This is a genomic window from Catellatospora bangladeshensis, assembly GCF_016862575.1.
Lineage (GTDB): Bacteria > Actinomycetota > Actinomycetes > Mycobacteriales > Micromonosporaceae > Catellatospora > Catellatospora bangladeshensis.
The window spans coordinates 336,763-361,068 of the sequence record NZ_BONF01000009.1 but is presented as its reverse complement, the minus strand read 5'-3'; the positions used below and the strand labels follow the sequence as shown (position 1 = coordinate 361,068).

Genomic DNA, 24,306 nt, shown 5'->3' with positions numbered 1-24,306 from the left:
CTAGGAGGCCGCGGCGATGAAGGGACTCAGCATCCACCTGACCGACGTGTGCAACAGCAAGTGCACGTTCTGCATCGTCGACTCCCCGTACATGAAGCAGGACACGGTCATGCGCCGGCGGATCTCGCGGTTCCTGCACGAGCACGCCGGCCAGGACTACGAGGCGGTCAACCTGCACGGCGGCGAGGCCACCATCCGCAAGGACTTCCTGGAGATCCTCGACGAGATCCGGGAACTGGGCTATCCGACCGTCTTCCTGCAGACCAACGCCCGCAAGCTGGCCCGGATGGCGTACGCCGAGACGGTGGTGGGCAAGGGCGTGAGCCTGTTCATCGTGTCCCTGCACGGGGCCACGGCGGCGACCCAGGACGGCATCAGCCTGGCGCCGGGCTCCTTCGACCAGGCGGTCCAGGGCATCCGCAACGTCAAGCAGCTCGGGGCGTCGGTCCGGACCAACTCGGTGGTGTGCAAGGACAACTACACCGAGCTGCCCGAGATCGTCGACCTGTGCATGGACCTCGGCGCCGACGTCGTCAACATCTCGGCGCTGCACACCTCGGGCACGGCGCTGCGCAACTTCTGGGACGTCACCCCGCGCTACGACGACATCCGGCCCTACGTCGCGGAAGCGTGCGACCGGGCCGTCGCCCGCGGGGTGGCACTGCGGCTGGAGGGCTTCCCCTACTGCGGCGTGCCCGGCTACGAGCGGTTCCAGATCGACTGGGAAGACAACAAGTTCAAGATGCTGTACCGCAGCTTCGTCATGGACGACTACGAGGGGCACATGGACGACTTCACCCGGGTCAAGGACGCACGCTGCGGCGGTTGCGTGTTCACCGACGTCTGCGGCGGGGTCTACAAGGAGTACGCGGAGATGATCGGCTGGGACGAGTTCCACCCGGTCACGCAGCGGCCCGCCGACAACCCGGCGCCGGTGTCGTGATGCTGCCCGTCACCCGCGCGGACGAGGAACTGTTCGGCACCGCGCTGATGGCCGCCCGCCTCGGCCGGGCCCGGCCGATCGTCGCGCAGCTGCGCAAGCGGTACGAGAAGGAGTGGGACGACCCGCTGTCCGGGTTCCCGTACGCCCTGTCCATGGTGGCGATGCTGGTGTCCGGCCGCGACGACCACCACGAGTTCGACTACACGGAGGTCGTCGAGACGCTCAGCGACCTGCTCTACCAGGAGCCCGGACACTGGCTGGCCCGGTTCCTGCGGATCCACACCCGCACCCTGCTGCCGGTCGAGACCGACGAGCACAAGGTCTACATCGCCGCCGAGCGCACCCGTGCCGCCGCGGACGTGGCGGAGCTGATCAGTCGGCAGGCCGAGACGGCGTGGCAGCCCTGGTTCGCCTGCGCGTACCTGCTGGCGGCCCGACTCGAATGGGAGGGCGACCGCGACGAGGCCACCGCGGCCGGCCTGATCGAGGCGGCCGCCGCGCAGCCCGCGTCGCCGATCGCGTTCCCCTCCCTCGGCGGGGTGCTGTGCGCGCCGTTCGTCTGGTACTTCGGCGAGCCCGACGCGCCCGCCCGCGAGACGCTCGGGCGGCTGATGGGCACGCTGTTCCCGGACCAGCCCACCGTCCGGCGTGTGATTACCGCCGGAGCGGCCCGATGAGGCAGCGGACCGTCCTGTTCATCGTCACCAGCTTCTGGGCGTTCGGGGAGCTGGCCATCGCCACGGAGTTCGCCCGGCGGATGGCCGGGACCGGGTTCACGCCGCTGTTCCTGATCCCGCCCACCCACCGGCGGCTGATGGCCGACAGCGGGCTGGCGTACCAGGTGATGATCCCCGGTGCCGGGAAGATCAACCGCATCCAGCTGCGCGACATCGCGCACGTGCACCAGCCCGCGCTGGTCGTGCTGGCCGACTTCATGAACTTCGACTTCTGCGACCGGCACTACGGGCTGGGCCGGGCCGACCTGGCCGCGTTCGACTGCCCGGTGGGCACCTTCGACGACTTCTCCTGGGGCCGGGACGGGGCCTGGCTGGACACCTACGGGTTCAAGGCCAAGTACGAGGGCGACATCACCCTCGACGGGCTGTCGTTCCGGCTGCGCCCGTGCCCGCTGAACAACCCGCTGGACGAGACCGGGCCGGACGTCTTCGCGTACCCGCTGCTGGAGGAGACCGCCGACGTGCCGACGGCGCAGCGGGACGACGTGCGCGCGGAGCTCGGCCTGACCGGCGGGCGGCCGGTGGTGATGGTCACCGGCGCCACCTGGCAGCGCATGCACGCCGCCTACCCCCGGGTGACCGCGTACGTCGACGCCAGCCACCGGATGCTCGAACGGCTGCTGGAGCGGATCCTGCCGCACGCCGACGTGCTCGCGGTAGGCCCGCAGCTGGTGTTCCACGACCGCACCCCGACTGGGTTCCACCCGCTCGGCCAGGTCGAACCGGAGCGGTTCCGCCGCCTGATCCAGGCGGTCGACCTGCACATCTCCAACAACATCGTCTCGGTGAGCCTGCACCGGCTCGCCCTGCGCGGCATCCCGTCGGTCGTCCTGATGAACTCGCTCAACAAGCGCCGCGGCAGGCTGCGCTGGGAGATCCCCGCCCCGCCGGAGCTGACCGAGCACGCCCGCGGCGTCGTCGACGGCATCGACTACCTGTACCCGTGCCGGATGTTCCCCGTCGGCTGGTACCACTTCCTGCGCTCGCTGCTGGACGGCAACCCGTTCAGCGCGGTCGTGGAGCACGTGGAGACGTTCGACGAGGACGGCTCGCTGGCGGCGATCCTGCCGCTGCTGGAGGACGGGCCGCAGCGGGAGCGCCTGGCCGAGGCCCGCGAGACGTACCTGGAAGCGCTGCGGAAACTGCCCGAGGTCGACACCATCCTGCATCAGGTGAGCGCATGAGAAGACTGCTGTTCCTCGCCCCGAGCACCCTGTCCAAAGGCGACGCCAGCCTGGCCGCCGACATGGCCCGCGCACTGCCGCGCAAGAAGTTCCAGGTCGGGTTCGTGGCCGCCGCCGACTCCGTGGCGCAGCTGCACGACCTCGGCATGCCGACGCTCGCGCTGACCGCCGGCTCACCGGCGCAGAACCTGGCCATGCTCGACCGGATCGTCGCCGGCTTCGCGCCCGACCTGCTCATCGCGGCCGACGCCTTCGCCGTGCACCAGTCCCGGGGCTGGACCGGGCTGGGCCTCGACGTCCTGCGCGAGCGCTACGGACGGCCGGTGGGCAGCCTGGACCGGCTCGGCTGGCCGGACACCGGATACGCAGTCGACGTCTACGGCGGGCCGCGTACGCAGTTCCCGCCGCTGCTCGACGACTGCGACGTGCTGATCCGCACCGGGCCGCCGCACCGGCCGGAGCCGGGGCCGCCGGGTGTCGTGGTGGCCCCGCTGCACCTGGGCGGGCTGCAGTACGGCGGCCTGCGCCCGGTGAGCGACGAGGACGCGCCCAGGGCCGACCGGCCGGTCGTGTTCCTGGTGAACTCCCGGTGGGAGTACACCGGCACCACGCCCGCCGCCCAGCAGCTGGCCGACGCGCTCCCGCGGCTGCTGCACAGCCTGCTGGCCGCGGTGGGCCGCCCGCTGCGCATCATCCACGTCGGCCCGCGCGGCTGGCGGTTCCCGACCGCCGACCACCTGGACTACCAGCACTTCAGCCGCTTGCCGTACCCGATGTTCCACGCCCGGCTGACCTCCGCCGACGTCTTCCTGACCGCCAACGCCCTGTCGTCCACCCTCGCCCGCGCCGTGCTGGCCGGGGTGCCGTCCCTGCTGCTGCACAACGACCGGACCTTGACCGAGCTGCCCGAGTGGACGGCCGCCTGCGCGCCGCAGCTGACGGCGGCGTACCCGTTCCGGGTGGCACCGCTGGGCTGGCACGAGCTGCTGACGCCGCTGGTGTCGGGCAACCCCTACTTCGGCTGCTTCGCCCAGGCCCCGCTCTTCGACCGGGCGGCCGTGGGGCAGGCCCTGACCGGGCTGCTCGACGGGCGTCCCGACCTGCTCGAACGGCAGCAGGACTACCGTGACCGGCTCGCCGCGCTGCCCTCGGCCACCGAGGCGTTCGCCGAGACGCTCGCCGCGGCGGTGGCCCGATGACCGGACAGCCGCCCCTGCACGAAGCCGTCGCGGCCCTGGCCGGGCGGCCGGCGCCCGACCGCCGCCGGGTCGCGCCGGACGCCGTGCAGCCGTTCCGGGCGACGATGCGCAACGACTTCCTGACCCCGCGCGGCACCCCGTACAAGTGGCAGGACGTCACCGCGAGCCTCACCCGCACCCTCACCGGCGGCAGCGTGGGCTCGCTCGTCCCGGTGCGCTACCAGTGGGACCGGGTAGACGCCGGCACCGGAAGCCCCGACGGCGAGGGCGAGCAGCGCGAGTGGACGTTCGCGCGGGGGCAGAGCTTCACCTCGGTGCTGATGCACACCGACGTCGCCGGGGTGGACCGCCCGCAGGACCCGCCGCCCGGCACCCCGCTGTCGCCGATGGACATCAGCTATCCGGGTCTGCCCAAGGCTCCCGCCGTCGACCTGCTGCTCATGCTCAGCTGGGACGTCGTCACGTTCGAGATGCTGTGCACGCACCTGACGACCACCCCGGCGCTGCGCACCCCCGGCAGCTGGGCCGAGCTGGACGGGATCTCGGGCAGCTGGGCGGAGCTGCGGTTCTCCGACCCCGGTGCGACCGCCGTGTTCCGCAACGCCCACGCGACCGCCCGGCACCTGGGCCACGGCACCTACGGCGGCCGCCCGAGCGTGGTGTATTCGATGGCCTGCCTCGACTGCGTCCTGGACGTCAGGTCCGGCCCGGTGCGCCAGCGCGGCCGCTCGTCCTACTGGATCACGCTGCAGGCCGACGCCGAGACCGGGGACCTGCTGTTCGCCGAGATGACCGAGATGATCGTGGCCACCGTCACCGGAGCGGACGGGCAGCGGGTGCCGGTGCAGAAGCGGCGCACGGTACGGATGTTCGCGGGCACCCAGCTCCCGGCGCCGACCGCCGCGGCCATCGCACCCGCCCGGCCGGAACCAGAACCAGCACCCCGCCCGACGGCGGACGGCGCCCAGCTGGCCGAGGCACTCCGGCTGACCGGCCGCGTGGCCGATCACCTGACCTGGCAGGTCTCCAGCCTCGCCCATCTCCCGCAGGGCATGGCCGACCTCACCCTGATGGGGTTCCGCAGCGTCGTCGGCGCCGACCTTCCCGGCACCTACCGCCAGGTCAAGGCGCTGCAGGCGGGGCTGCGCGCCGCAGCAGACGGCGACGGCGCCGTCTGGAGCCGCCTGCCCGAGTACCGCCGCAGTCTGGAAGGGCTGCTCGCGTTCGGCCAGTTCGCCGCCGACGGCGCCGACCGGCTGCTCGCCGGCGACCAGCCCGGCCGCGACATCATGACCGACCACATCAGGGTCGTCCGGGTCGACCTCACCGATCTTCTGGCGCTGCTGGACCGGCTGGCGCAGCCGGTGCCCGTGCCCAGCGCCACCGGCCACGAATCGGAGGCACAGCCGTGAAGGCGCTGAGCGTGCACCTCACCGACATCTGCAACAGCAAGTGCAACTTCTGCATCGTCGACTCCCCGTTCGTCAAGGACGACTCCATCTCCCGCAAGCGGGTCTCGCGATTCCTGCAGGAGAACGCGGACAAGGGATTCGAGGCCGTCAACATCCACGGCGGCGAGGCCACCATCCGCAAGGACTTCCTGGAGATCCTCGACGAGATCCAGGGGCTGGGCTACCCGACCGTGCTGCTGCAGACCAACGGCCGCAAGCTGGCCCGGATGGAGTACGCCAAGACGGTGGTCAGCAAGAACGTCAGCCTGTTCATCGTGTCCCTGCACGGGGCCCGCGCGCTGACCCAGGACCGCATCGCCAAGGCGCTCGGCTCGTTCCAGCAGGCCGTCACCGGCATCCGCAACGTGAAGGAACTCGGCGCGCTGGTCCGCACCAACTCGGTGGTGTGCAAGGACAACTTCACCGAGGTGCCCGACATCGTCGACCTGTGCCTGGACCTCGGCGCCGATCACGTGAACCTGTCCGCGCTGCACACCTCCGGCACCGCGCTGCGCAACTTCTGGGACGTCACCCCGCGCTACGACGAGATCCAGCCCTACGTCTTCGAGGCCGTCGACCGTGCGGTGCGGCGCGGCAAGATGGTCACCCTGGAGGGCTTCCCGTACTGCGCCATCCCCGGCTACGAGCAGTACATGATCGACTGGAAGCAGAACCAGTTCAAGATGCTGTACCGCAAGTTCGTGTTCGAGGACTACGAGAACTACATGGACAGCAACGCCCGGGTCAAGGACGAGAGGTGCGGCGGCTGCGCCCACAACGGCTCCTGCGGCGGTGTCTACAAGGAGTACGCCGAGTTCGTCGGCTGGGACGAGTTCCAGCCCGTCACCCCGACGGCGACGGCGTGACACCGTGCACCTGATCACCCGCGCCGACGACGAGCTCTACGGGCTGGCCAGCGCGGCCGGCAAGCTGGGCTGGGCGCCCAAGCTGCTGGCCCGCCTGGCCGACGCCCGCCGCGCCGACCCGGCCGACCCCGGCGCCGCCGCCCGATACGCCCTCGCGCTGATGGCGGCGCTGCCCAGCCTCGGCGTGGAGTTCGAGGCACACGCCCGGTTCACCGACACGATCGACGCCCTCGGGCAGGCGCTGCGGCTGGACCCGGACAACTGGCTGGCCCGCTACAGCCGGGCCCGGCTGCGCGCCTTGATCCCGAGCAGCTACGGCGCGTACTCGGTGCAGGCCTCGGGGGAGCTGAGCCTGGCCCAGGCCGACCTGGAGCTGCTCCTGGCGCGCCAGGGCGGCCTGCCGGCGCGGGCCTACTTCGTCAGCACCCACGCGCTGGCCGCCGTCGTCGACCACCTCGCCGGCACGCCGCCCGCCGACGGGCGGCCACCCCTGCTGGACGTGCTGGCAGCGTGCCCGCGCACGCCGGTGGGACTGCCGGCGCTGGGGGCGGTCCTGTGCGAGCCGCTGGCCACCATGCACGCGGGCGCCGTCGGCCCCGAACGGGAGGCGATCGGGGAAGTGATGGCGGTCCTCTACGGCGAGCAGCCCGCGGTCGTGGCCGCGCTGAGCCGGCAGTCGGTGTGGTGAGCGCGATGAACCCGCGGCGCCTGCTGTTCCTCGGGCTCGGCCACCTGTCCAACGGCGACGTGAGCATCGCCGCCGACTTCGCCCGCCAGCTGCCACCGGACCGGTTCAAGGTCCTGTTCGTGACCATGGCCGCGGTCGCGCCCTACGTGCGCGGGCTCGGGCTCGACGTGCACCCGCTGACCAGCCAGGACCCGGCCCGGAACCGGGCCGCGTTCGACACGCTCGTGGCGGACTTCCGCCCGGACATGCTCGTCGCGGCGGACTGCTTCACGCTGGACTACTCGACGGCGTGGTCGGGGCTGAGCATGAGCCTGCTGCGCGACCGCTACGACGTCGCCCTGGCCAGCTTCGACCAGTACGACTACCCGGCCGCGCAGTACGTCGTCGACTTCTACGGCGGGCACCGCACCCACTTCCCGCGCCTGCTCGACAGCTGCGACCTGCTGATCCGCAACAGCCCGCTGAACCGTCCCGCACCCGCCGAACCCGGCGTCATCGTGACCCCGATGGTGTGCGGCGGGACGGCGCCGATGCGCTCGCCCCGCCGGTCGGGGACGCCGACGGTGTTCCTCACCAACTCCCGCTGGGAGTACGTCAACGTGGTCCGCTCGCCCAGCATGGGGCAGCTGATGCGGTCGATGCCGAACATCATCCACAGCCATCTGGCCGCGCTCGGCCGGCCGCTGCGGGTGGTCCACGTCGGCCCGCACCCGTGGGAGTTCCCCGTCGCCCCGCAGATCGAGTACCGGCAGGTGCCGACGCTGACGCCGGTGGAGTTCCACGCCCAGCTGACCGCCGCGGACCTCTATGTCAGCGCCAACGCGGTGTCGGTGACGCTCACCCAGGCGGTGCTCGCCGGTGTGCCGAGCCTCGTGCTGCAGAACCACAAGATCCTTGACATCCGGCGGCTGATCGCCAGCGGCTCGGCACCCGCCTGGCTGGCCGAGGCCGCGCCCGAGCTGGTCATGGCCTACCCGTTCCGGGTGTACCCGTGGGGCTGGCACGAGTTCCTCACCCCGGTGCTGTCCGGCAACCCGTACCCGGACACCTTCCGCAGCGTCGGGGTGTTCGAGCGGCGCCGGGTGCTGCAGGCGATGACCGAGCTGCTGGACGACGAGACCGAGCGCGACCGGCTGCGCGAGCGGCAGGCGTTCCTGCTGGAGCAGCTCGGCCGCCTCCTGCCGCCCGGCGACGCCCTGGACGCCGCCAAACTCTCCGGTCGATGAGGAAGGCCACGCCATGACCGACCTGCCGTCCATGCCGTTCGAGCAGAAGCATCCGCTCGAACCCGCCCCGGTGCTGCAAGAGCTGCAGGAACAGGGGCCTGTTCATCGAGTACGCACGCTGACGGGCGACGAGGCCTGGCTGGTGACCGGATACGAGCAGGTCAAGGCCCTGTACTCGGGCGACCGCCTGGCACGTGCCCATCCGCGGCCGAGCCGGGCCCCGCGCCTGACCGCCTCGGCGCTGTTCGGGGGGCGGCCACGGGAGAACTATCTGTCCGAGGACGCCGACCGGGCCTGGTTCCGGGAGGTGCTGCACACGATCGTCTCCCCGGCCCGGCTGCGCGAGCTGCGCGGGTCCCTCGACGAGCTGGTGACCCGCCTGCTGGACGAGCTGGAGGCGGCCGGGCCGCCCGCCGACTTCGTCGACCTCGTGGCGGTCCCGCTGCCGACGATGGTCATCTGCCGTCTGCTCGGCGTGCCCGAGAAGGATCTGGCCAAGTGCCGCAGGTTCACCGAGGCGATCGCGGACGCCCGCGACGAGCAGCGGTCCGCGGCCGGCCTGGCCGCGCTCGTGGCGTACCTCGGCAAGCTGGCGGCGCGCGGCCGGGCCGAACCCGGCGGCCTGCTCATGCGCCTGCGGGAGGCCCCGTTCGGGGTCGACGACAACGTCATCGGCCACATCGGCGCATCGCTGATGTTCACCGGCCACCACACGACGGTCGTCGCGATCGGCTACATGGCGCTGCACCTGCTCACCAACCCCGACCAGCGGGACGCGGTCGCCGCCGACCCGGACAAGCTCACCGCCGCCGTCGAGGAGGCGCTGCGCGTCGGCAACGTCGGCGTGAACACCGGCGGCGGCAACGGCATCCCCACCTACGCCCGCTCCGAACTCGACATCGCCGGCACGCGAGTCCGCCCCGGAGAACTCGTCCTGCTCGACACCGGCGCGGCCAACCACGACCGGACGGTGTACGCCGACGCGTACCGGTTCGACATTGACCGGTCCGATGCCGCGCACCTGACCTTCGGGCACGGCCGGCACTACTGCCCCGGCGCGCCGCTGGCCAGGCTGGAGATGCAGGCGCTGTTCGCCCAGCTGATCCCGCGCTTCCCGGCGATGCGCCTGGCGGCCGAGGTTGCCGAGCTGCGGTCGCACCACGACCAGATCACCGGCGGGCTCGTCGCGCTGCCGGTCACGTGGTGAGCGCCGTTCCCGAGGGGGTCGGCCGGACCGCGCTCGGCGCGGCGATGGTCCGGGCGATGGAGAGCCGCCGCCGGGACCGCCTCTTCGACGACCCCTACGCGGCCGCGTTCCTGGCCGCGGCCCGGGATGTGTTCGGCCGGGAGAGCCAGGGCGCGGCCGCGTTCGTCGGCGGCGTGTCGGGCAGGGCGGCCGGTTTCTGGAACCAGGCTGTCGTGCGGACCCGGTTCTTCGACGACTACCTGCTCGCGGCGGCCATGGCCGGGGTACGGCAGGTCGTGGTGCTCGGAGCCGGGCTGGACACGCGGGCCTACCGGCTCGCGTGGCCGGCCGGCGTGCGGCTGTTCGAGGTGGACACCGCCGACGTCCTCGACTTCAAACGCGACGTCCTGCGGCGGCGGGGTGCGGCCACCCAGTGCGGCCACGCGGCCGTCGCGGCGGACCTGCGCGGCGATTGGGCGATCCCGCTGCTGGCGGCGGGTATGCGACCGGCCGAGCCGACCGCCTGGCTGCTCGAAGGTCTGCTGATCTACCTGTCGGCCGCGGAGGCGGCGCACCTGCTGGCGGTGCTGCACGAGCACTCCGCGCCCGGCAGCCGGGCGTCGTTCGAGGCCGGGGGACAGGTGCCGCGGCCCGCCGGGCTGCCCGTCATCGCGCAGTACACCGCGCTGTGGAAGGGCGGGCTGGACGACGCCCCGGGCGGGCTCGCGCGGCACGGCTGGCAGATCACCACACACGACGCGGCGGAACTCGCGGCCGGTTATGGGCGGAGTCAAGGATCCGGCGGGTTCGTCGTGGGCACGCTGCCCGGCTGAGGCGCCGGGCTCAGGCGGGATCTCCGCGCAGGATGGCGATCTGCAGCTGCCGGAGCCCGGCGCTCGGCTGCAGCCCGAGTTCGGCGTCCAGCCGGCGGTGGGTGGAGGCGTACACGCGCAGGGCCTCACCGGACCGGCCGGCCCGGTACAGCGCGAGCATCAGGTGGAAGGTGAGCTTCTGCCGGTGGGGGTAACGCGCCGCGAGGTCGGTCAGCTCGTCGACGAGCTGGCTGTCGCGGCCGAGCTCCAGCTCCGCGTCGAAGCGCTCCTCGACGGCGGCCATCCTCGCCTCGTCCAAGCCCCGGCACAGCTCGTCACGTACTTCGTGGGTGGCGGCGTCGGCCAGGGCAGGCCCGCGCCACAGCCCCAGCGCCTGACGCAGCAGACGCACCCTGTCGCGCGCGTCGTCGCTGTTGCGGGCCTGGTCGAGCAGCGACCGGAACCGATACGCGTCGATCCGCTCCGGGTCGCATTCGACCGCGTAGCCCATGCCCCGGCGGACCATCGTGACGTCACCGCTCGCGGCGGCCAGCGCGGAGCGCAGCCGGCTGACGTGCGACTGGACGACGCGCCGGGCGGTCGTCGGCGGGCTCTCCCGCCACAGGAGATCCACCAGGCGCGCGAGCGGGACGAGCTGATTGGGCTCCAGCAGCAGGACGGCGAGGACCAGCCGCTGCTTGCGGTCGCCGAGTTCGATCCGCCGATTCCCGACCGACGCCTGCACCGGGCCCAGCACCTGAAACTCCATGACACCCGTCCCGGCCGCGGAATGTGATCGGTCTCCATAGCGGTGCGCGCTCTGAAATTGTGTCCTGTTTGGAGAGAGTGCCGCAATGTATTCCCACAGGCAACTTTCTTTCCTGACCTGAAAGTGTTTCGGCCTGCGGGAACGGCGGTGCGGGCCTGTTATGTCGTCGCACTGCCCGGCTCATTTCGCCGGCCTGCTCGGGCCGGTCGGAAGCGCGGCCTAGCCCCGCACGATCAGATCATTGGCGTACGCCGCCACGTCGAGCACCGCCTGGTCACCGGTGCGCCGGTGTACGTCAAGAGCCGTGTCGATGAACTTGATGCCGTGCGAGTCCTGGTCGTGCAGGCCGCGAGCCATGAGGCCGGCGGCGTCGGCCGCGCCGGGGCCGGGCATCGGCCGTGCCGCCGCGGGCGAGTACGCGCTGGTCACCGCTGCGGTGGCGGCCCAGGCGGCCTGGAGGCTCGGCTCCCACAGCGCGGCGGGCAGCACGGGCAGGACACGGGCGATCGCGTTCGGCGCGGTGGCAGCGTGCACCAGCATCACCGGATTGCCGTGCCCGTGCGTGCCGTAGCGCAGCACGGCCGCCTCGACGATCGAGTCCAGCCGGGACGGCACCCCAGCCGCCTCGTCGCCGGGGACCGCCCCGGCCGACTCCGCCCAGCCGGGCAGGTCGGCGAGCTGCGCCAGCCGGGTACGGATGCCGGATCGCTGGTGCGGCACCCGCGGCACCGCGTCCAGTGCCGCCCGTGGATCGCCCGCCCGGTAGGGGCCCTTGCCCGCCGGAGCCAGCGGCTGCCAGCGAGCCGCCCAGTAGCCGAGGCCCGCCGCCAGCTCGGCCACCCGGGCCGGGGAGACCGTGCCGGTGGGTTCACCGTCGAGCAGGGCGCGCACGGCGTGCCCGACCCGGATGAGGCCGTGGGTCGCCCCGGCCGCCACCCCGGGCAGCAGGCGCGGCCACCACTCGATCAGCACCTCGCGCCAGGGGCGCTCGCCCAGCTGCCGCTGGAAGAAGGTGAGCCAGTCACCGGAGCGGACCGGGTCGCCCAGCGGCTCGCGCCATTCCCCGGCGGAGATGCGCTGGATGCCGCGCGGCCGCTCGGACAGCCGGTCGGCGTACCCGTCGAGCCAGGCGTGCACCTGCCCGCCGTGGCCGTGCCGCACCAGCGCCTCGGCCGCCATCGGCGCGTGGTTGGACAGCCAGCCGTCACGCTCCGGCCCGGTGTCGCGCAGCCGCTCGTAGACCTCGTCAAGAACCCCGTTCTCCATGCTCAGCAGCTTGCGACATCAAGCCCGCTTGAGGTCAAGCGCCGATCATGCCTGCTGGGGGAGGGGGCCGGTCGATTCGCGGACGACCAGTCGGCAGGGCTGGCGGATGACGCCGGAGCTGGGGGTGCCGTCCAGCGCGGAGAACAGGTGCATGACGGCGGTCGCGCCGAGCTGCTCCAGGTTGAGGTCGACGGTGGTCAGCGGCGGGCGGCAGTCGGCGGCCATCTCCTCCCAGTTGTCGTAGCCGATCACGGCCACGTCGTCGGGGATCCGGCAGCCGTGCTCCTGCAGCGCCTGTGCCGCACCAGCGGCGATCTGGTCGTTGCCGCAGAAGATCGCGTCGATCTCGGGGTGCGCGGTGATCAGCATCCGGGCCGCGTGCCGGCCCCAGCGCTGCGACCACTCGCCGTACAGCGGCTCGCCGCCGACGAGCGACAGGCCCGCCTCGGCGAGCACCGCCTGCAGGCCGGTGACCCGGTCGCGAGCGGCGCGGTAGCTCTGCGGGCCGGTGATGTGGGCGATGTGGCGCCGCCGCAGGCCGACCAGGTGCTCCATGGCCAGCCGGGCGCCGCCCTCGTCGTCGGCGAGCACGGACAGGTCGCCCGGGTCGGTGGACTGGCCGTACACGTACACCACCGGCACCGGGATGTCGCGGCTCAGCGAGGGCCGCAGGTCGTTGCTGTCGCCGAGGATGATGAACCCGTCCACCTGGCGGGCCAGCAGGGTGCGGATGTAGTGCTGGCGGCGGATGGCGTCGCCGCGGGCGTCGCACAGCAGCACCGACATCTGCTCGTTGCCGAGAGCGTTTTCGGCGCCGAGCAGGATCGGGATGGAGAAGCGCCCGCCCAGCTCGTCGGTGAGCAGCCCGATGGTGCGGGTGCGCCCGGAGATCAGCCCGCGGGCCAGCACGTTGGGCTGGAAGCTGAGCTGGTTGGCGGCCTGCAGCACCCGCAGCCTGGTGTCCGGCGCGACCTCGCCGCGCGCGTTGAGCGCCTTGGACGCGGTGGCCACGGACACGCCGGCCAGCCGGGCCACGTCGGTGAGGGTCACCGACGTCGATCGCCGCCTACCCACGGAAAGCCTTTCGCTCGAATTTCGACAACGTGTCGGACTGTACGCCCCAGCGTCAACCCGGGCTAGTGGGTCTCCATGTTATCGAGATGTAATCGAGCGGCCATCTTGCCGAAAAGGTTTTCGGCGTCCACAGTGGCTCCCAACGTCGAAGTGACCGCGGTCACGAGATTTACGTTGGAGGCGGAGATGACGGTGACGGCGCGGACCGCCGACCTCACCGGAGGTCGGCCCGTGGTGCCGTCGCGAGGAGTCCTGCGACCGCTGGGCCTGAGCGAGGTCCGGATCACGGGGGGCTTCTGGGCGCAGCGGCAGCAGACCAACAGTCGCGCCACGCTCGACCACGGTCGGGAGTGGATGGACAAGCTCGGCTGGACCGGCAACTTCACCGCGGAAGTGGGCCGGGGCAGCGCGGAGCGGCGCGGCCGTGAGTTCTCCGACTCCGAGGTCTACAAGCTGGTCGAGGCGATGTCGTGGGAGACCGGGCGGCAGGCCGACCCGGCCCGCGAGCGCGAGATCGCCGAGCTGATCGCGATGATCGCCGGGGCGCAGGCCGAGGACGGCTACCTGCACACCGCGTTCGGGCGTCCCGGGCAGCGGCCCCGCTACGGCGACCTGGCCTGGGGGCACGAGCTCTACTGCACCGGGCACATGCTGCAGGCGGCGGTGGCGCGGGCGCGGGCCGGCGGCAGCGACGACCTGCTCGCGGTGGCCCGGCGCGCGGCCGACCACGTGTGCGAGGAGTTCGGGCCGGGCGGCCGGGACGCGGTCTGCGGGCATCCGGAGATCGAGCCGGGCCTCGTCGAGCTGTTCCGGGTGACGGGGGAGCAGCGCTACCTTGACCAGGCGGCGCTGTTCGTGGCCCGGCGCGGCCGGCGCACCCTGCCGGCGCACGAGTTCGGCTGGAGCTACTTCAGCGACGACATCCCGGTCCGCGAGGCGAAGGTGCTGCGCGGGCACGCGGTGCGCGCCCTCTATCTCGCCGCGGGCGTGGTGGACCTGGCCGTGGAGACCGGCGACGACGAGCTGCTGGAGATCGTGGCCGCCCAGTTCGACCGGACCCTGGCCCGGCGCACCTACCTGACCGGCGGCATGGGCTCGCGCCACCAGGACGAGGCGTTCGGCGACGACTTCGTCCTCCCGGCCGACCGGGCGTACTCGGAGACCTGCGCGGGCATCGCCGCGATCATGGTGGCCTGGCGGCTGATGCTGGCGACCGGCCGCGAGCGCTACGCCGACGTCATCGAGCGCATCCTGTTCAACGTGCTGGCCACGGCGATCGGCGACGACGGCCGCTCCTTCTTCTACGCCCACACCCTGCACCAGCGCTCGCTGACCGCGGTGCTGCCCGACGACGTCGAGCAGCTCGGCTTCGGCGGCGGGCCGCGCGCGCCGTGGTTCGAGGTGTCCTGCTGCCTGGCCAACACGGCCCGCACGCTGGCCAGCCTGTCCACGTACGTGGCCTCGGTCGACGCGGACGGGCTGCGGGTGCACCAGTTCGCCGACGCCGACATTGACACCACCCTGGCCGACGGCCGGAAGGTCGGGCTGCGTATGCGCACCGGCTACCCGGACGACGGCACGGTCGGCTTCGAGGTCACCGCGGCCGAGCCCGGCCCGTGGACCCTGGCGTTGCGGCTGCCGGTGTGGGCGGCGGGCGCGACCGTCACCGTCAACGGCGAGCCCCAGGCTGTGGCGGGGGAGCGCGCGGTGATCCGGCGCGACTTCGCCGTCGGCGACCGGGTCGTGCTGGCGCTGCCGATGCGTCCCCGGTTCACCCGGCCCGACCCGCGCATCGACGCGGTCCGCGGCTGCGTGGCCGTGGAGCAGGGGCCGCTGGTGCTGTGCGCGGAGTCCGAGGGCGCGGCGCTCGACCTGGACAGCCTGCGCGTGGACGCGGGCACCGATCCGGCCGCCGACGGCGGCGTGACCGTGCGCGGGCTCACCGAGGAGCTGCCCGACGAGCCCTGGCCGTACACGGACGCGGGCCCGGTGGGCCGGCGCACCCCGCTGGACGTGCCGCTGGTGCCATACCACCGCTGGGCGCGCGGCGGCCCGTCCACGATGCGGGTCTGGCTGCCCACGACCTGAAGAAGCAAAGACGCTCTCACCGCAACCGAAACACCACCGCACCAATCCGCTCCACCGCTCATCCGCTTATCGATGGAAGGAGAGATTGTGAGATCTAGAGGGCTTCGGGCGCTGGCCGTCTCGGCGGCGGCGCTGCTGGTCGCGGCCGTCGCCGCGTGCGGCGGCGACGAGCCGGCGGGTCCCGGCGCGTCGGGCACCGCGGGTGTCGACGACGGCGCGCAGCTGACGCTGTGGACCCGCGCGGCGACCGAGTCGGTGTCGAAGGCGTACGCCGACGCGTACAACGCGACGCACAAGAACAAGGTGACCGTCACGTCCTACCCGAACGAGGAGTACCCGGCGAAGCTGGCCTCGGCGGCGGGCGCCAAGGCGCTGCCCGACCTGTTCGGCGCGGACGTGGTGTTCGCGGCGCAGTACGCCTCGCAGGGCCTGTGGACCGACGTCACCGAGCGCATGGCGGCCAGCGGCCTGAAGGACAAGGTGTCGCCCGGGCACCTCAACGCCGGCACCTGGGAGGGCAAGAACTACGCCGTCCCGCACACCGTCGACATGTCCGTGATGCTGTACAACAAGGACCTCTACGCCAAGGCGGGGCTCGACCCGGAGAAGGGCCCGGCCTCGCTCAAGGAGTTCGCCGAGCACGCCCGCAAGATCGACAAACTGGGCGGTGACGTCAACGGCACCTACTTCGGCGGCAACTGCGGCGGCTGCGTCGAGTTCACCTTCTGGCCCTCGGTCTGGGGCGCCGGCGGCGACGTGCTCGACGCCAAGGGCGAGAACGCCAAGGTTGACTCCAAGGAGATGGCGGACGTCTTCGCCCTCTACCGCGCCCTGTACGACGAGGGCGTGGCCGCCCCCGCGTCCAAGGACGAGGCCGGTCCGACCTGGCTCGGCGCGCTGCAGAGTGGCAAGATCGGCATCGCCCCCGGGCCGTCGGTGTGGCTCGGCCTCATCGAGGAGAAGGGCGTGAAGATGGGCGTCGCGCCGATCAGCGGGCCCGACGGCGGCGACTCCACCTTCATCGGCGGCGACGCCATCGGCATCGGCGCCACCAGCACCAAGGCCGCCCAGGCGTGGGACTTCCTGCTCTGGACCATGTCCGACGAGGCGCAGGTCGAGGTGATCGCCAAGAACAAGGGCGTGCCGATCCGCACCGACCTGGCGTCGAACAAGTACTCCTCGGCCGACCCGCGCATCGTGCTCATCAACAGCCTGGTCGCCAAGGGCAAGACGCCGTACGCGAAGAACTTCAACGCGTCCTTCAACGACCCGCAGAGCCCCTGGCTGCAGACGGTTCGCGGGGCGCTGTTCGGTGACGCCGCCAAGTCCCTGGCCGACGGCAACGCGGCCATCTCCAAGTCCCTCCAGCAAGGCTGACCCTCCCGGCCCGGCCGCCGCTTCCCCATACGGCGGCCGGGCCCCTCCCACCGACCCGGAGACGAGCAGATGTCGACGCTCACCCCGCCCCGCAGCGGACCGGCCCGCCCGGTGCCCGCCCCGCAGGCCGCCGCCCCGGCGCCGCGGATCCGGCGCAGCGCCGCCCGCGGGCGGGCCCTGCTCGGCGCCCTCTACGCGATGCCCACCGCCGTCATGGTCGGGCTGTTCTTCCTGGTGCCGCTCCTGCTGGTCGGCTGGATGTCGCTGCACCGCTGGCCGCTGCTGGGCGCGCCGACCATGAACGCCCCGGACAACTACGCCCGCATCGGCGAGAACGAGCTGGTCGGCTCGGCCGTCTGGTTCACCGTGAAGTACACGGTCGTGATGACGGTGCTGCTGTTCGCTGTAGCGTTCGGGCTCGCGCTGCTGGTGCAGCAGCGCCGGCGCGGGGTCGGCTTCTTCCGCACGGCGTTCCTGCTGCCCATGGCCGTCGGCTTCGCCAGCGCCTCACTGCTCTTCCTCGGCCTGCTGTCCGACGAGATCGGCCCGGTCAGCGACCTGCTGCGCAAGCTCGGCGTCATCGACGGGTACGTCTCCTGGACCTCCGGCAGCTCCGGCTCGGCGCTGGCCTCGGCGATCGTGCTGGTGCTCTGGCGCTTCGCCGGGTTCAACATGCTGATCCTGCTCACCGGCCTGCAGGCGATCCCGCTGGAGGTGTACGAGGCGGCCCGCATCGACGGCGCGAGCCGCTGGCAGACCTTCCGCCGGGTCACCCTGCCGCTGATGCGCCCGACCATCGCGCTGGTGCTCACCATGATGATCACCGGGTCGCTGCTGGCGTTCGACCAGTTCTGGATCCTCACCCGGGGCGGGCCGGACAACAGCACCACCTCGCTGGTGATGGTGATCTACCGGGAGGCGTTCATCCGCCTCGACCTCGGCTCGGCCGCAGCGATCTCCGTGGCCCTGCTCGCCGTCCTCGTCGTCTTCAACGTCATCCAGCTCGGCGTCCTGCGCCGTCGCTCCTAGGAGAGGCAACATGACCAGGTCTTCCGCGATGAGCCGGTGGAGCTACTACGTGACCGGCACGGCGTTGGCGATCCTGTTCCTGTCGCCGCTGCTGTGGAGCGGCTGGGCGTCGCTGCGCACCGGCACCGGCTTCGGGCTGGAGAACTACGACCGGCTGTTCACCTCCGACAACGGCATCCGGCTGCACCACGTGCTGAACAGCCTCACCGTCAGCGCGCTCACCGTCGGCGGCACCCTGCTGGTGGCCACCCTCGGCGGATACGCCTTCGGCCGGTTCCGCTTCCCCGGCCGGGACGTGCTGTTCCTGCTCACCCTGGCGATCCTGATGGTGCCGTACGCGACGATCCTGATCGCGCTGTACGTGCTGCTCGGCTGGATCGGCCTGCAGGACAGCCTGATCGGCCTCAGCCTCGTGCTGATCATGTTCCAGCTGCCGTTCTCGATCTTCATGATGCGCAACTCGTTCGAGGCCGTGCCGCGCGAGCTGGAGGAGTCGGCGCAGGTCGACGGGTGCAACAGCGTCTCCACCCTGATCCGGATCATGCTGCCGGCGGTCAGGCCCGGCCTGATCACCGTCGGCCTGTTCGCGTTCCTGACCTCCTGGAGCGAGTTCTTCGCGCCGCTGATCCTGCTGAACTCGACCGACACCTTCACCACCACCCTGGCCGTGGTCAACATGCGCACCGCCAGCCACGGCTCCATCGACTACGCGGCACTGGAGGCGGGGGTGGTCTTCATGGCCGTGCCCTGCCTGCTGCTGTTCGCCTTCATGCAGCGCAGCTACGTACGCGGCTTCACGTCCGGCGCGCTGAAGGGCTGACCGCCCCGAGACTCTCTCACCGCACTCCCGTCCCACGGAAAGGGCCCGACAGATGAGACTGCCCGGTCGCGCCCGCACCGCCTACCCGGCGGGCGCGGCCGGGCCCTACCGGCTCTCACCGCAGGAAATCCACAACCGTCCCCCTATGTGGAGGTGAACCCCATGCCAGTGCTCGTTAAGGCCCTACGCTCGCGCACCAAGCGCAGGAGCCTGGCACTCGGCCTCTCCGCCGTGCTCGCCGCAGGAGTGATCGCCGTCCAGGCGCAGTCCCCGGCGTACGCGGCGCAGCCCATCGGCTTCCCCACGTTCAGCGGCCCGGCCATCCCGGCCCCGCCCGTGGGCTACACCACCGGCAACATGATGCAGGCCATCTACAACGCGGAGTCGGGCGGCACCGACTTCTGGATGGACCGGCTGCTCGCCCGCCCCGGCAACGACCCCGCCGGCACCTGGCTGATGACCCGCGGCCGGGCCCTGTACATGAAGACGCACACCCCGGGCACGCTCGGCTTCGCCGGGCAGGCCGCGTACTGGGAGAGCATCAACAACGGCAACGCCTACACCATCGCCGTCACGCCCGGCACCTTCACCGAGCAGGTCGGCTCGCGCTGGCAGGCGCCCAGCCACTGGAAGAGCGTCCACACCAGCGGCTCGATCACGATCAACCAGACCAAGTTCATCACCGACAACAACGTCGCGGTGACGAACCTGTCGATCACCAACAGCGGCAGCAGCTCCACCACGCTGCAGCTGCGGGCCACCTCGCCGTTCGCCACCTCCGGCAGCGGCAGCGAGCTGACCGGCCAGGTCAACGCGTACAACAACCTGACCACGATCTACCCGCGGCTGTCGGGTGACAGCTTCACGGTCAGCAGCGGCGGCCTCAACCGGTCGGTGACCATCGCAGCGGGCGCCACGGTTACCGCGAAGGTCGTCATGGGCTTCGTCACCAACGAGATCCCGGCGTCGCTGACGGAGTACAACGCGTACAAGGGCTACACCAACGCGACCGCGTTCTCCACCCACGTGCGGGCGTACAACCTGTGGTGGGCGCAGAACGTGCCCTACATCGACGTGCCCGACGCGGCGATCAAGAAGAACATCTACTACCGCTGGTGGCTGATGCGCTTCAACCACCTCGACGCCGACATCCCGGGGCAGACGTTCCAGTTCCCGATCTCGACCGAGGGCGTGCTGGGCTACAACAACGCCATCGTGCTCACCCAGTCGATGCACATCGACGACCTGAAGTACCTGCGCAACCCGATCTACGGCTTCGGTGACTGGGTCAGCGCGGGGCAGGTCTCCAAGGGCGGCCGGTTCGTCGACAACCCGGGCGACCCCGAGAACTGGTCGAACAGCTACATCCAGTACATCGCAGAGGCGGCCTGGAAGAGCTACCAGATCCACGGCGGCCAGCCGGGCATCGTGCAGAACCTGGCCAAGTACGCCGAGGGTGACGTCAAGGGGCAGCTCGCCTACTACGACACCAACAACAACAAGATCATCGAGTACGACTGGGGCGCGCTGACCGGCAACGACGCCGACGCGGTGTCGTTCCACTACCGCTCGGGCCGGATGGACCGCACCGAGGGCGCCTACCAGTACAGCGGGGCGAAGGCCGCGGCCGCCGCGTACGCGCTGCTGGGCAACACGGCCAAGGCGAACGAGATGAACCAGCTCGCCACGGACATCGGCAACGCGCTGACCAACGTGCTGTGGAACCCGAACCGGCAGCTGTTCGAACACCGGTACCCGGACGGCACCTTCAACCCGTGGAAGGAGATCAACAACTACTACCCGTTCGCGGTGGGCGCGATCCCCAACACGGCGACCTACCGCCAGGCGCTGCGGCTGTTCGACGACGCCGCGCAGTACCCGATCTTCCCGTTCTACACCGCCAACCAGGCGGACAAGGCGGCCTCGGGCACCGGCAGCAACAACTTCTCCACCATCAACTCCACCGTGCAGTTCCGGCTGCTGTCGTCGGTGCTGCGCAACTACCCCAACCAGTGGATCACCAGCGACTGGTACAAGAAGCTGCTCTACTGGAACGTCTGGGCGCAGTACATCAACGGCAACACGCAGTACCCCGACGCCAACGAGTTCTGGGCGGACTGGAACGGCAGCTCCATCACCTACCGGTCCTGGATCCACCACAACATCCTGGGCAGCAGCAACTGGACCGTGATCGAGGACGTGGCGGGCCTGCGCCCGCGCACCGACGCCCAGGTGGAGCTCAGCCCGATCAACATCGGCTGGACCCACTTCACCGTCAACAACCTGCGCTACCGCAACAGCGACCTGACCATCGTCTGGGACGACCCGGCCGACGGCATCGTGCGCTACAGCGGCGTGCCGGAGGGCTACTCGATCTACGTGGACGGCGTGCGCCGGGCGACCATCAACCAGCTGGCGCCCATGACGTACAACCCGGCCACCGGCGCGGTCACCACCGGCGCCACGGTCAACTACAGCAGCGCGGCGACCTCCATGCAGGCTCCGGCGCAGGTCGTGCACACCGACGCGCGCATGGTGGACATGATGGCCAAGGCCGGCGTCGACCTGACCGCCAACCTGACCAACCTGGCCGCCCTGGGCACCGCCAGCGCGTCCTACACCGGCTCCGGATCCTCCGTGGCCGGCGCGCGGGACGGGTACCCGATCAACGAGCCCTTCTGGGGCGCGGGCGGCTCGGCAAACAGCCAGGACTGGTACGAGGTCAACTTCGGCTCGCCGCAGACCTTCAACGAGGTCCGGCTGTACTTCAAGGACAGCCGCCCGGCCAGCGCCACCTACCGGGCGCCGTCGGCGTACGACGTCCAGTACTACAACGGCAGCGCCTGGGTCACCGTGCCCAGCCAGGTCAAGAGCCCGTCGGCGCCGCGCGCGAACTACAACGTGGCCACCTTCACCGCGGTCAGCGCGCAGCGGGTACGCGTGCTGGCCACCAACGCCTCCGGGGCGAAGACCGGTCTCACCGAGATCAAGATCTTCAACCGGGGCGGGGTCCAGCCGCCGGACCCGCCGGTCTCGGACAACCTCGCGCTGTCCGGCTCGCCGGTCTGCTCGTACACCTCCACGTGGGAGAGCTGCGCGGCGATCAACAACGGTGACGAGCCGACCAGCTCCAACTGGGGCGGCACCAACCAGGGCAACCGCTGGGGCACCTGGCCCGAGACGGGCACCCAGACGGCCGAGGTGCAGTGGTCCGCGGCGAAGTCGGTCAGCCGCGCCCAGGTGTACTTCTTCGACGACGAGCAGGGCATCGACATGCCGTCGGCGTGGAAGCTGCAGTACTGGAACGGCAGCGCGTACGTGGACGTGCCCGGCGCGAGCGCGTACACGCTGACGAAGAACGCGTACAACACCGTCACGTTCACCGGGGTCAGCACGACCCGGCTGAGAGTGTCGCTGACCGCCACCGGCACGGCCTCGCTGGGCCTGCTGGAGGTCAAGGCCTTCGCCAGCTGACGTGTGGATCGAAGGCGGGCGGGTCCGGCCACGGGCCCGCCCGCCCGTTCTCCGCGAAGGGACCAACCTTTGTGGACGGTCAGCCGATCGGGAAGGGTGTGGGGAGGGCGGCGTCTGGGGGGCCGCCCTCCCTCCCCCCGGCGGGTGCACGTGAGCGCGGCTCGCGAGCCAGGAGGGCGGCCTGTGCAGCGTGCTACGTTGGGACGATGCGCCGGAGTGGGTTCGTCGACGCGGTCGGCGGGCTCGGCCGCCATGATCATGTGTGCTGGGCGTTCGAGACGCCCGGCGAGTTCCGCGCCAGCGCGGGCCGCTTCCTCGCCGACGGGCTCGCGGCCGGGCTGCGGGTGCTCTACCTCGCCGAGGCGGCCCGGCAGACCGACCTCGACCACGTCGGCGGATTCGCCGCCGCCCGCGCCACCGGCGCCGCGCAGGTGCAGGACCTGGGCATCTACGACACCGGACTCCAGCTCGACCCGGCGGCGCAGGTGCGCGCGTACGCACAGGCCACCGAGCAGGCGCTGGCGGCCGGCTACCGCGGGCTGCGGGTCGCGGCCGAGGCCACCCCGCTCGTGCGCACCCCGGCCCAGCTGGACGCCTTCACCCGCTACGAGCACCTGGTCGACAGGTACATGACCGCCCACCCGTTCTCGGCGATGTGCGGTTACCACTGCGGCGAGCTGAGCGCCGCCGCGATCGCCGAGCTGGCCGGCATGCATCCGGTGGCCAGCCGGGCCTCCGCCCCGCTGCGGCTGTTCGCCTCCGCGGAGCCGGGGGTCGGCGCCGCGCTCGCGGGCGAGATCGACGTCTCCGGGCACGCGCTGCTGCGTACGGCGCTGCACCGGGCCGACCCCGCGCCCGACGGCGACGAGCTGGTCATCGACGCGCGGGAGCTGGCCTTCATCGACCACCGCGGGCTGTTCCAGCTCGTCGAGCACGCCCGCGGCCGGGGTGCGCGCACGGTGCTGCACGTCGCCCGCGACAGCATGGTGCGCCTGCTGGCGGACACGCTGCGGCTGCCGGACGTCAGGCTGGTGGAGTCGTGAGATCCGGCCCGCCGGCCGGGCATGACGGCATCTACCACGAGACCGCCTTCTTCGGCTCCGACGAGGAGTTCCTGGCGGTCGTCGTGCCTTTCCTGCGCGACGGCGTCGCGGCGGGCGAGCCGACCGTGTCCCTGTTCGGCGAGCGCCACCAGGGGCTGGTCCGTTCTGCGCTCGGCACGGGCAGCGGAGTCGTGTTCATCGACGGCGACCGGCACTACCTGCGCCCCGCCGTGGCGATCAAGCGGCACCGCGAGATGCTGGGCGGCTACGTGGCCGAGGGCGCCACGCAGATCCGCATAGCCGGAGACGTGCCCCACCCGGGGGTGGGCGTGCCGTGGGAGTGGTGGGCGCGCTACGAGGCGGCGGCGAACACCGTCTACAACGAGTTCCCGATGTACGGGCTCTGCCCCTACGACACCCGCACGGCCCCAGCCGAGGTGCTCGACCACGCCCGGCGCACCCACGCCTACGTCGTCATGCCCGACGGGCGCCGCGAGCGCAGCCCGCTCTACCAGGATCCGCGCGACTTCCTCGCCACCGCGGTGAACTCGTGGGAGGACCCGCTGGAGGCCCTGCCGCCCGCCGTCGAGCTGGTCGACCCGGTGGTGCGCCACGCCCGGCTCGCGGTCGCGGGCCTGCAGGACATCGCCGGCCTCGCTGTCGACGACCTGAACGGCCTGGTGCTGAGCACCAGCGAGGCGGTCACCAACGCGCTGCTGTACGGGCGGGCGCCGGTGCGCGTGCGGGCGTGGGCGGTGCCGGGGCGCATCGTGGTCACGGTCACCGACAGCGGGCCGGGCCCGGCCGATCCGTCCTCGGGCCTGATGCCGGGCTCGGGGCCGGGCGGGCTCGGGCTGTGGCTGGCGCACCAGCTGTGCTCGTACGTCTCCCTGCGGCGCGCACCCGACGGCTTCACCATCCGCCTGGTCGGTGGCGAGCCGACCATGGACGGGCAGGGCTGGGCACCCGCGCTCGGCGAGCCGTGAACCTCGCCGCTCCCGTCCCCATGACCTGGGCATCGTCGCCAATGTCCTACCGGAGATCGGTACGGGTGTCGGCGGCCGGGAGGTCCGG

General features: G+C 71.6%; 20 protein-coding genes. 17 read left to right on the top strand and 3 right to left on the bottom strand.

What is annotated here, in order from left to right; all coding sequences use genetic code 11:
* Window positions 1-16: 16 nt before the first annotated feature.
* The 10 genes from Cba03nite_RS09070 to Cba03nite_RS09025 are packed head-to-tail and all read left to right on the top strand — an operon-like array spanning window position 17 to window position 10,313.
* Entirely contained in the window at window positions 17-943 is a 927-nt protein-coding gene (locus tag Cba03nite_RS09070; RefSeq protein WP_203744010.1) for a radical SAM protein, read from the top strand.
* Window positions 943-1,620, top strand: coding sequence for a hypothetical protein (locus Cba03nite_RS09065; RefSeq protein WP_203744008.1), 678 nt, complete (start codon window positions 943-945; stop codon window positions 1,618-1,620). The genes Cba03nite_RS09070 and Cba03nite_RS09065 overlap by 1 nt, the downstream gene beginning before the upstream one ends.
* The gene (locus Cba03nite_RS09060) at window positions 1,617-2,864 is read left to right on the top strand and encodes a DUF6365 family protein (protein WP_203744006.1); all 1,248 of its coding nucleotides are present in this window, start codon (window positions 1,617-1,619) and stop codon (window positions 2,862-2,864) included. Before Cba03nite_RS09065 ends, Cba03nite_RS09060 begins: the two co-directional genes overlap by 4 nt.
* A complete protein-coding gene (locus Cba03nite_RS09055; protein ID WP_203744004.1) occupies window positions 2,861-4,063 on the top strand; it encodes a DUF6365 family protein in 1,203 nt (400 codons plus the stop codon). Before Cba03nite_RS09060 ends, Cba03nite_RS09055 begins: the two co-directional genes overlap by 4 nt.
* Window positions 4,060-5,475 carry a hypothetical protein gene (locus Cba03nite_RS09050; protein ID WP_203744002.1) on the top strand — a complete coding sequence of 472 codons (1,416 nt, stop codon included), beginning with the start codon at window positions 4,060-4,062 and terminating at the stop codon, window positions 5,473-5,475. Before Cba03nite_RS09055 ends, Cba03nite_RS09050 begins: the two co-directional genes overlap by 4 nt.
* A complete protein-coding gene (locus Cba03nite_RS09045) occupies window positions 5,472-6,380 on the top strand; it encodes a radical SAM protein (RefSeq protein WP_203744001.1) in 909 nt (302 codons plus the stop codon). Before Cba03nite_RS09050 ends, Cba03nite_RS09045 begins: the two co-directional genes overlap by 4 nt.
* A 4-nt stretch (window positions 6,381-6,384) precedes the next feature.
* Window positions 6,385-7,068, top strand: a complete 684-nt coding sequence (locus tag Cba03nite_RS09040; RefSeq protein WP_203744000.1) for a hypothetical protein — start codon at window positions 6,385-6,387, stop codon at window positions 7,066-7,068.
* Between the two features lie 5 nt (window positions 7,069-7,073).
* Window positions 7,074-8,294, top strand: a complete 1,221-nt coding sequence (locus Cba03nite_RS09035; RefSeq protein ID WP_203743999.1) for a DUF6365 family protein — start codon at window positions 7,074-7,076, stop codon at window positions 8,292-8,294.
* 13 nt (window positions 8,295-8,307) lie between these two features.
* A complete protein-coding gene (locus Cba03nite_RS09030; RefSeq protein WP_203743998.1) occupies window positions 8,308-9,501 on the top strand; it encodes a cytochrome P450 in 1,194 nt (397 codons plus the stop codon).
* Window positions 9,498-10,313, top strand: coding sequence for an SAM-dependent methyltransferase (locus Cba03nite_RS09025; RefSeq protein ID WP_203743997.1), 816 nt, complete (start codon window positions 9,498-9,500; stop codon window positions 10,311-10,313). Before Cba03nite_RS09030 ends, Cba03nite_RS09025 begins: the two co-directional genes overlap by 4 nt.
* Before the next feature lie 10 nt (window positions 10,314-10,323).
* Here the strand turns inward: Cba03nite_RS09025 and Cba03nite_RS09020 are convergent, their stop codons facing one another.
* From Cba03nite_RS09020 to Cba03nite_RS09010, 3 genes are all read right to left on the bottom strand, one after another.
* A complete protein-coding gene (locus Cba03nite_RS09020; protein WP_203743996.1) occupies window positions 10,324-11,061 on the bottom strand; it encodes an AfsR/SARP family transcriptional regulator in 738 nt (245 codons plus the stop codon).
* A gap of 219 nt (window positions 11,062-11,280) precedes the next feature.
* Window positions 11,281-12,327 (bottom strand): questin oxidase family protein, encoded by a 1,047-nt coding sequence (locus tag Cba03nite_RS09015; RefSeq protein WP_203743995.1) that lies wholly within the window; start codon window positions 12,325-12,327, stop codon window positions 11,281-11,283.
* Window positions 12,328-12,372: 45 nt separating this feature from the next.
* A complete protein-coding gene (locus tag Cba03nite_RS09010) occupies window positions 12,373-13,401 on the bottom strand; it encodes a LacI family DNA-binding transcriptional regulator (protein ID WP_203743993.1) in 1,029 nt (342 codons plus the stop codon).
* Window positions 13,402-13,587: 186 nt separating this feature from the next.
* On the opposite strand from Cba03nite_RS09010, the gene Cba03nite_RS09005 reads away from it, so the two are divergent.
* The 7 genes from Cba03nite_RS09005 to Cba03nite_RS08975 all read left to right on the top strand — a co-directional run bounded on the left by Cba03nite_RS09005 (window position 13,588) and on the right by Cba03nite_RS08975 (window position 24,218).
* Window positions 13,588-15,489, top strand: a complete 1,902-nt coding sequence (locus tag Cba03nite_RS09005) for a glycoside hydrolase family 127 protein (RefSeq protein WP_203743991.1) — start codon at window positions 13,588-13,590, stop codon at window positions 15,487-15,489.
* Between the two features lie 87 nt (window positions 15,490-15,576).
* Window positions 15,577-16,866, top strand: a complete 1,290-nt coding sequence (locus Cba03nite_RS09000) for an ABC transporter substrate-binding protein (protein WP_203743989.1) — start codon at window positions 15,577-15,579, stop codon at window positions 16,864-16,866.
* Between the two features lie 69 nt (window positions 16,867-16,935).
* A complete protein-coding gene (locus Cba03nite_RS08995; RefSeq protein ID WP_203743987.1) occupies window positions 16,936-17,895 on the top strand; it encodes a carbohydrate ABC transporter permease in 960 nt (319 codons plus the stop codon).
* Between the two features lie 10 nt (window positions 17,896-17,905).
* A complete protein-coding gene (locus tag Cba03nite_RS08990) occupies window positions 17,906-18,715 on the top strand; it encodes a carbohydrate ABC transporter permease (RefSeq protein ID WP_239125574.1) in 810 nt (269 codons plus the stop codon).
* Window positions 18,716-18,877: 162 nt separating this feature from the next.
* Window positions 18,878-22,189: a discoidin domain-containing protein gene (locus tag Cba03nite_RS08985; RefSeq protein ID WP_239125573.1), complete on the top strand. Its 3,312-nt coding sequence runs from the start codon at window positions 18,878-18,880 to the stop codon at window positions 22,187-22,189.
* A 206-nt stretch (window positions 22,190-22,395) separates the two neighbouring features.
* A complete protein-coding gene (locus Cba03nite_RS08980) occupies window positions 22,396-23,232 on the top strand; it encodes an MEDS and STAS domain-containing protein (RefSeq protein ID WP_203743985.1) in 837 nt (278 codons plus the stop codon).
* Window positions 23,229-24,218 carry an anti-sigma factor RsbA family regulatory protein gene (locus Cba03nite_RS08975; RefSeq protein ID WP_203743983.1) on the top strand — a complete coding sequence of 330 codons (990 nt, stop codon included), beginning with the start codon at window positions 23,229-23,231 and terminating at the stop codon, window positions 24,216-24,218. Before Cba03nite_RS08980 ends, Cba03nite_RS08975 begins: the two co-directional genes overlap by 4 nt.
* The last annotated feature ends 88 nt before the right edge of the window (window positions 24,219-24,306 follow it).

Excerpts from the sequence above, each read along its gene's own strand:
- Cba03nite_RS09070 (WP_203744010.1), top strand. The coding sequence starts at position 17 with ATGAAGGGACTCAGCATCCACCTGACCGACGTGTGCAACAGCAAGTGC.
- Cba03nite_RS09065 (WP_203744008.1), top strand. The coding sequence starts at position 943 with ATGCTGCCCGTCACCCGCGCGGACGAGGAACTGTTCGGCACCGCGCTG.
- Cba03nite_RS09060 (WP_203744006.1), top strand. The coding sequence starts at position 1,617 with ATGAGGCAGCGGACCGTCCTGTTCATCGTCACCAGCTTCTGGGCGTTC.
- Cba03nite_RS09055 (WP_203744004.1), top strand. The coding sequence starts at position 2,861 with ATGAGAAGACTGCTGTTCCTCGCCCCGAGCACCCTGTCCAAAGGCGAC.
- Cba03nite_RS09050 (WP_203744002.1), top strand. The coding sequence starts at position 4,060 with ATGACCGGACAGCCGCCCCTGCACGAAGCCGTCGCGGCCCTGGCCGGG.
- Cba03nite_RS09035 (WP_203743999.1), top strand. The coding sequence starts at position 7,074 with ATGAACCCGCGGCGCCTGCTGTTCCTCGGGCTCGGCCACCTGTCCAAC.
- Cba03nite_RS09030 (WP_203743998.1), top strand. The coding sequence starts at position 8,308 with ATGACCGACCTGCCGTCCATGCCGTTCGAGCAGAAGCATCCGCTCGAA.
- Cba03nite_RS09020 (WP_203743996.1), bottom strand. The coding sequence starts at position 11,061 with ATGGAGTTTCAGGTGCTGGGCCCGGTGCAGGCGTCGGTCGGGAATCGG.
- Cba03nite_RS09015 (WP_203743995.1), bottom strand. The coding sequence starts at position 12,327 with ATGGAGAACGGGGTTCTTGACGAGGTCTACGAGCGGCTGCGCGACACC.
- Cba03nite_RS09005 (WP_203743991.1), top strand. The coding sequence starts at position 13,588 with ATGACGGTGACGGCGCGGACCGCCGACCTCACCGGAGGTCGGCCCGTG.
- Cba03nite_RS08995 (WP_203743987.1), top strand. The coding sequence starts at position 16,936 with ATGTCGACGCTCACCCCGCCCCGCAGCGGACCGGCCCGCCCGGTGCCC.
- Cba03nite_RS08990 (WP_239125574.1), top strand. The coding sequence starts at position 17,906 with ATGACCAGGTCTTCCGCGATGAGCCGGTGGAGCTACTACGTGACCGGC.
- Cba03nite_RS08985 (WP_239125573.1), top strand. The coding sequence starts at position 18,878 with ATGCCAGTGCTCGTTAAGGCCCTACGCTCGCGCACCAAGCGCAGGAGC.
- Cba03nite_RS08980 (WP_203743985.1), top strand. The coding sequence starts at position 22,396 with ATGCGCCGGAGTGGGTTCGTCGACGCGGTCGGCGGGCTCGGCCGCCAT.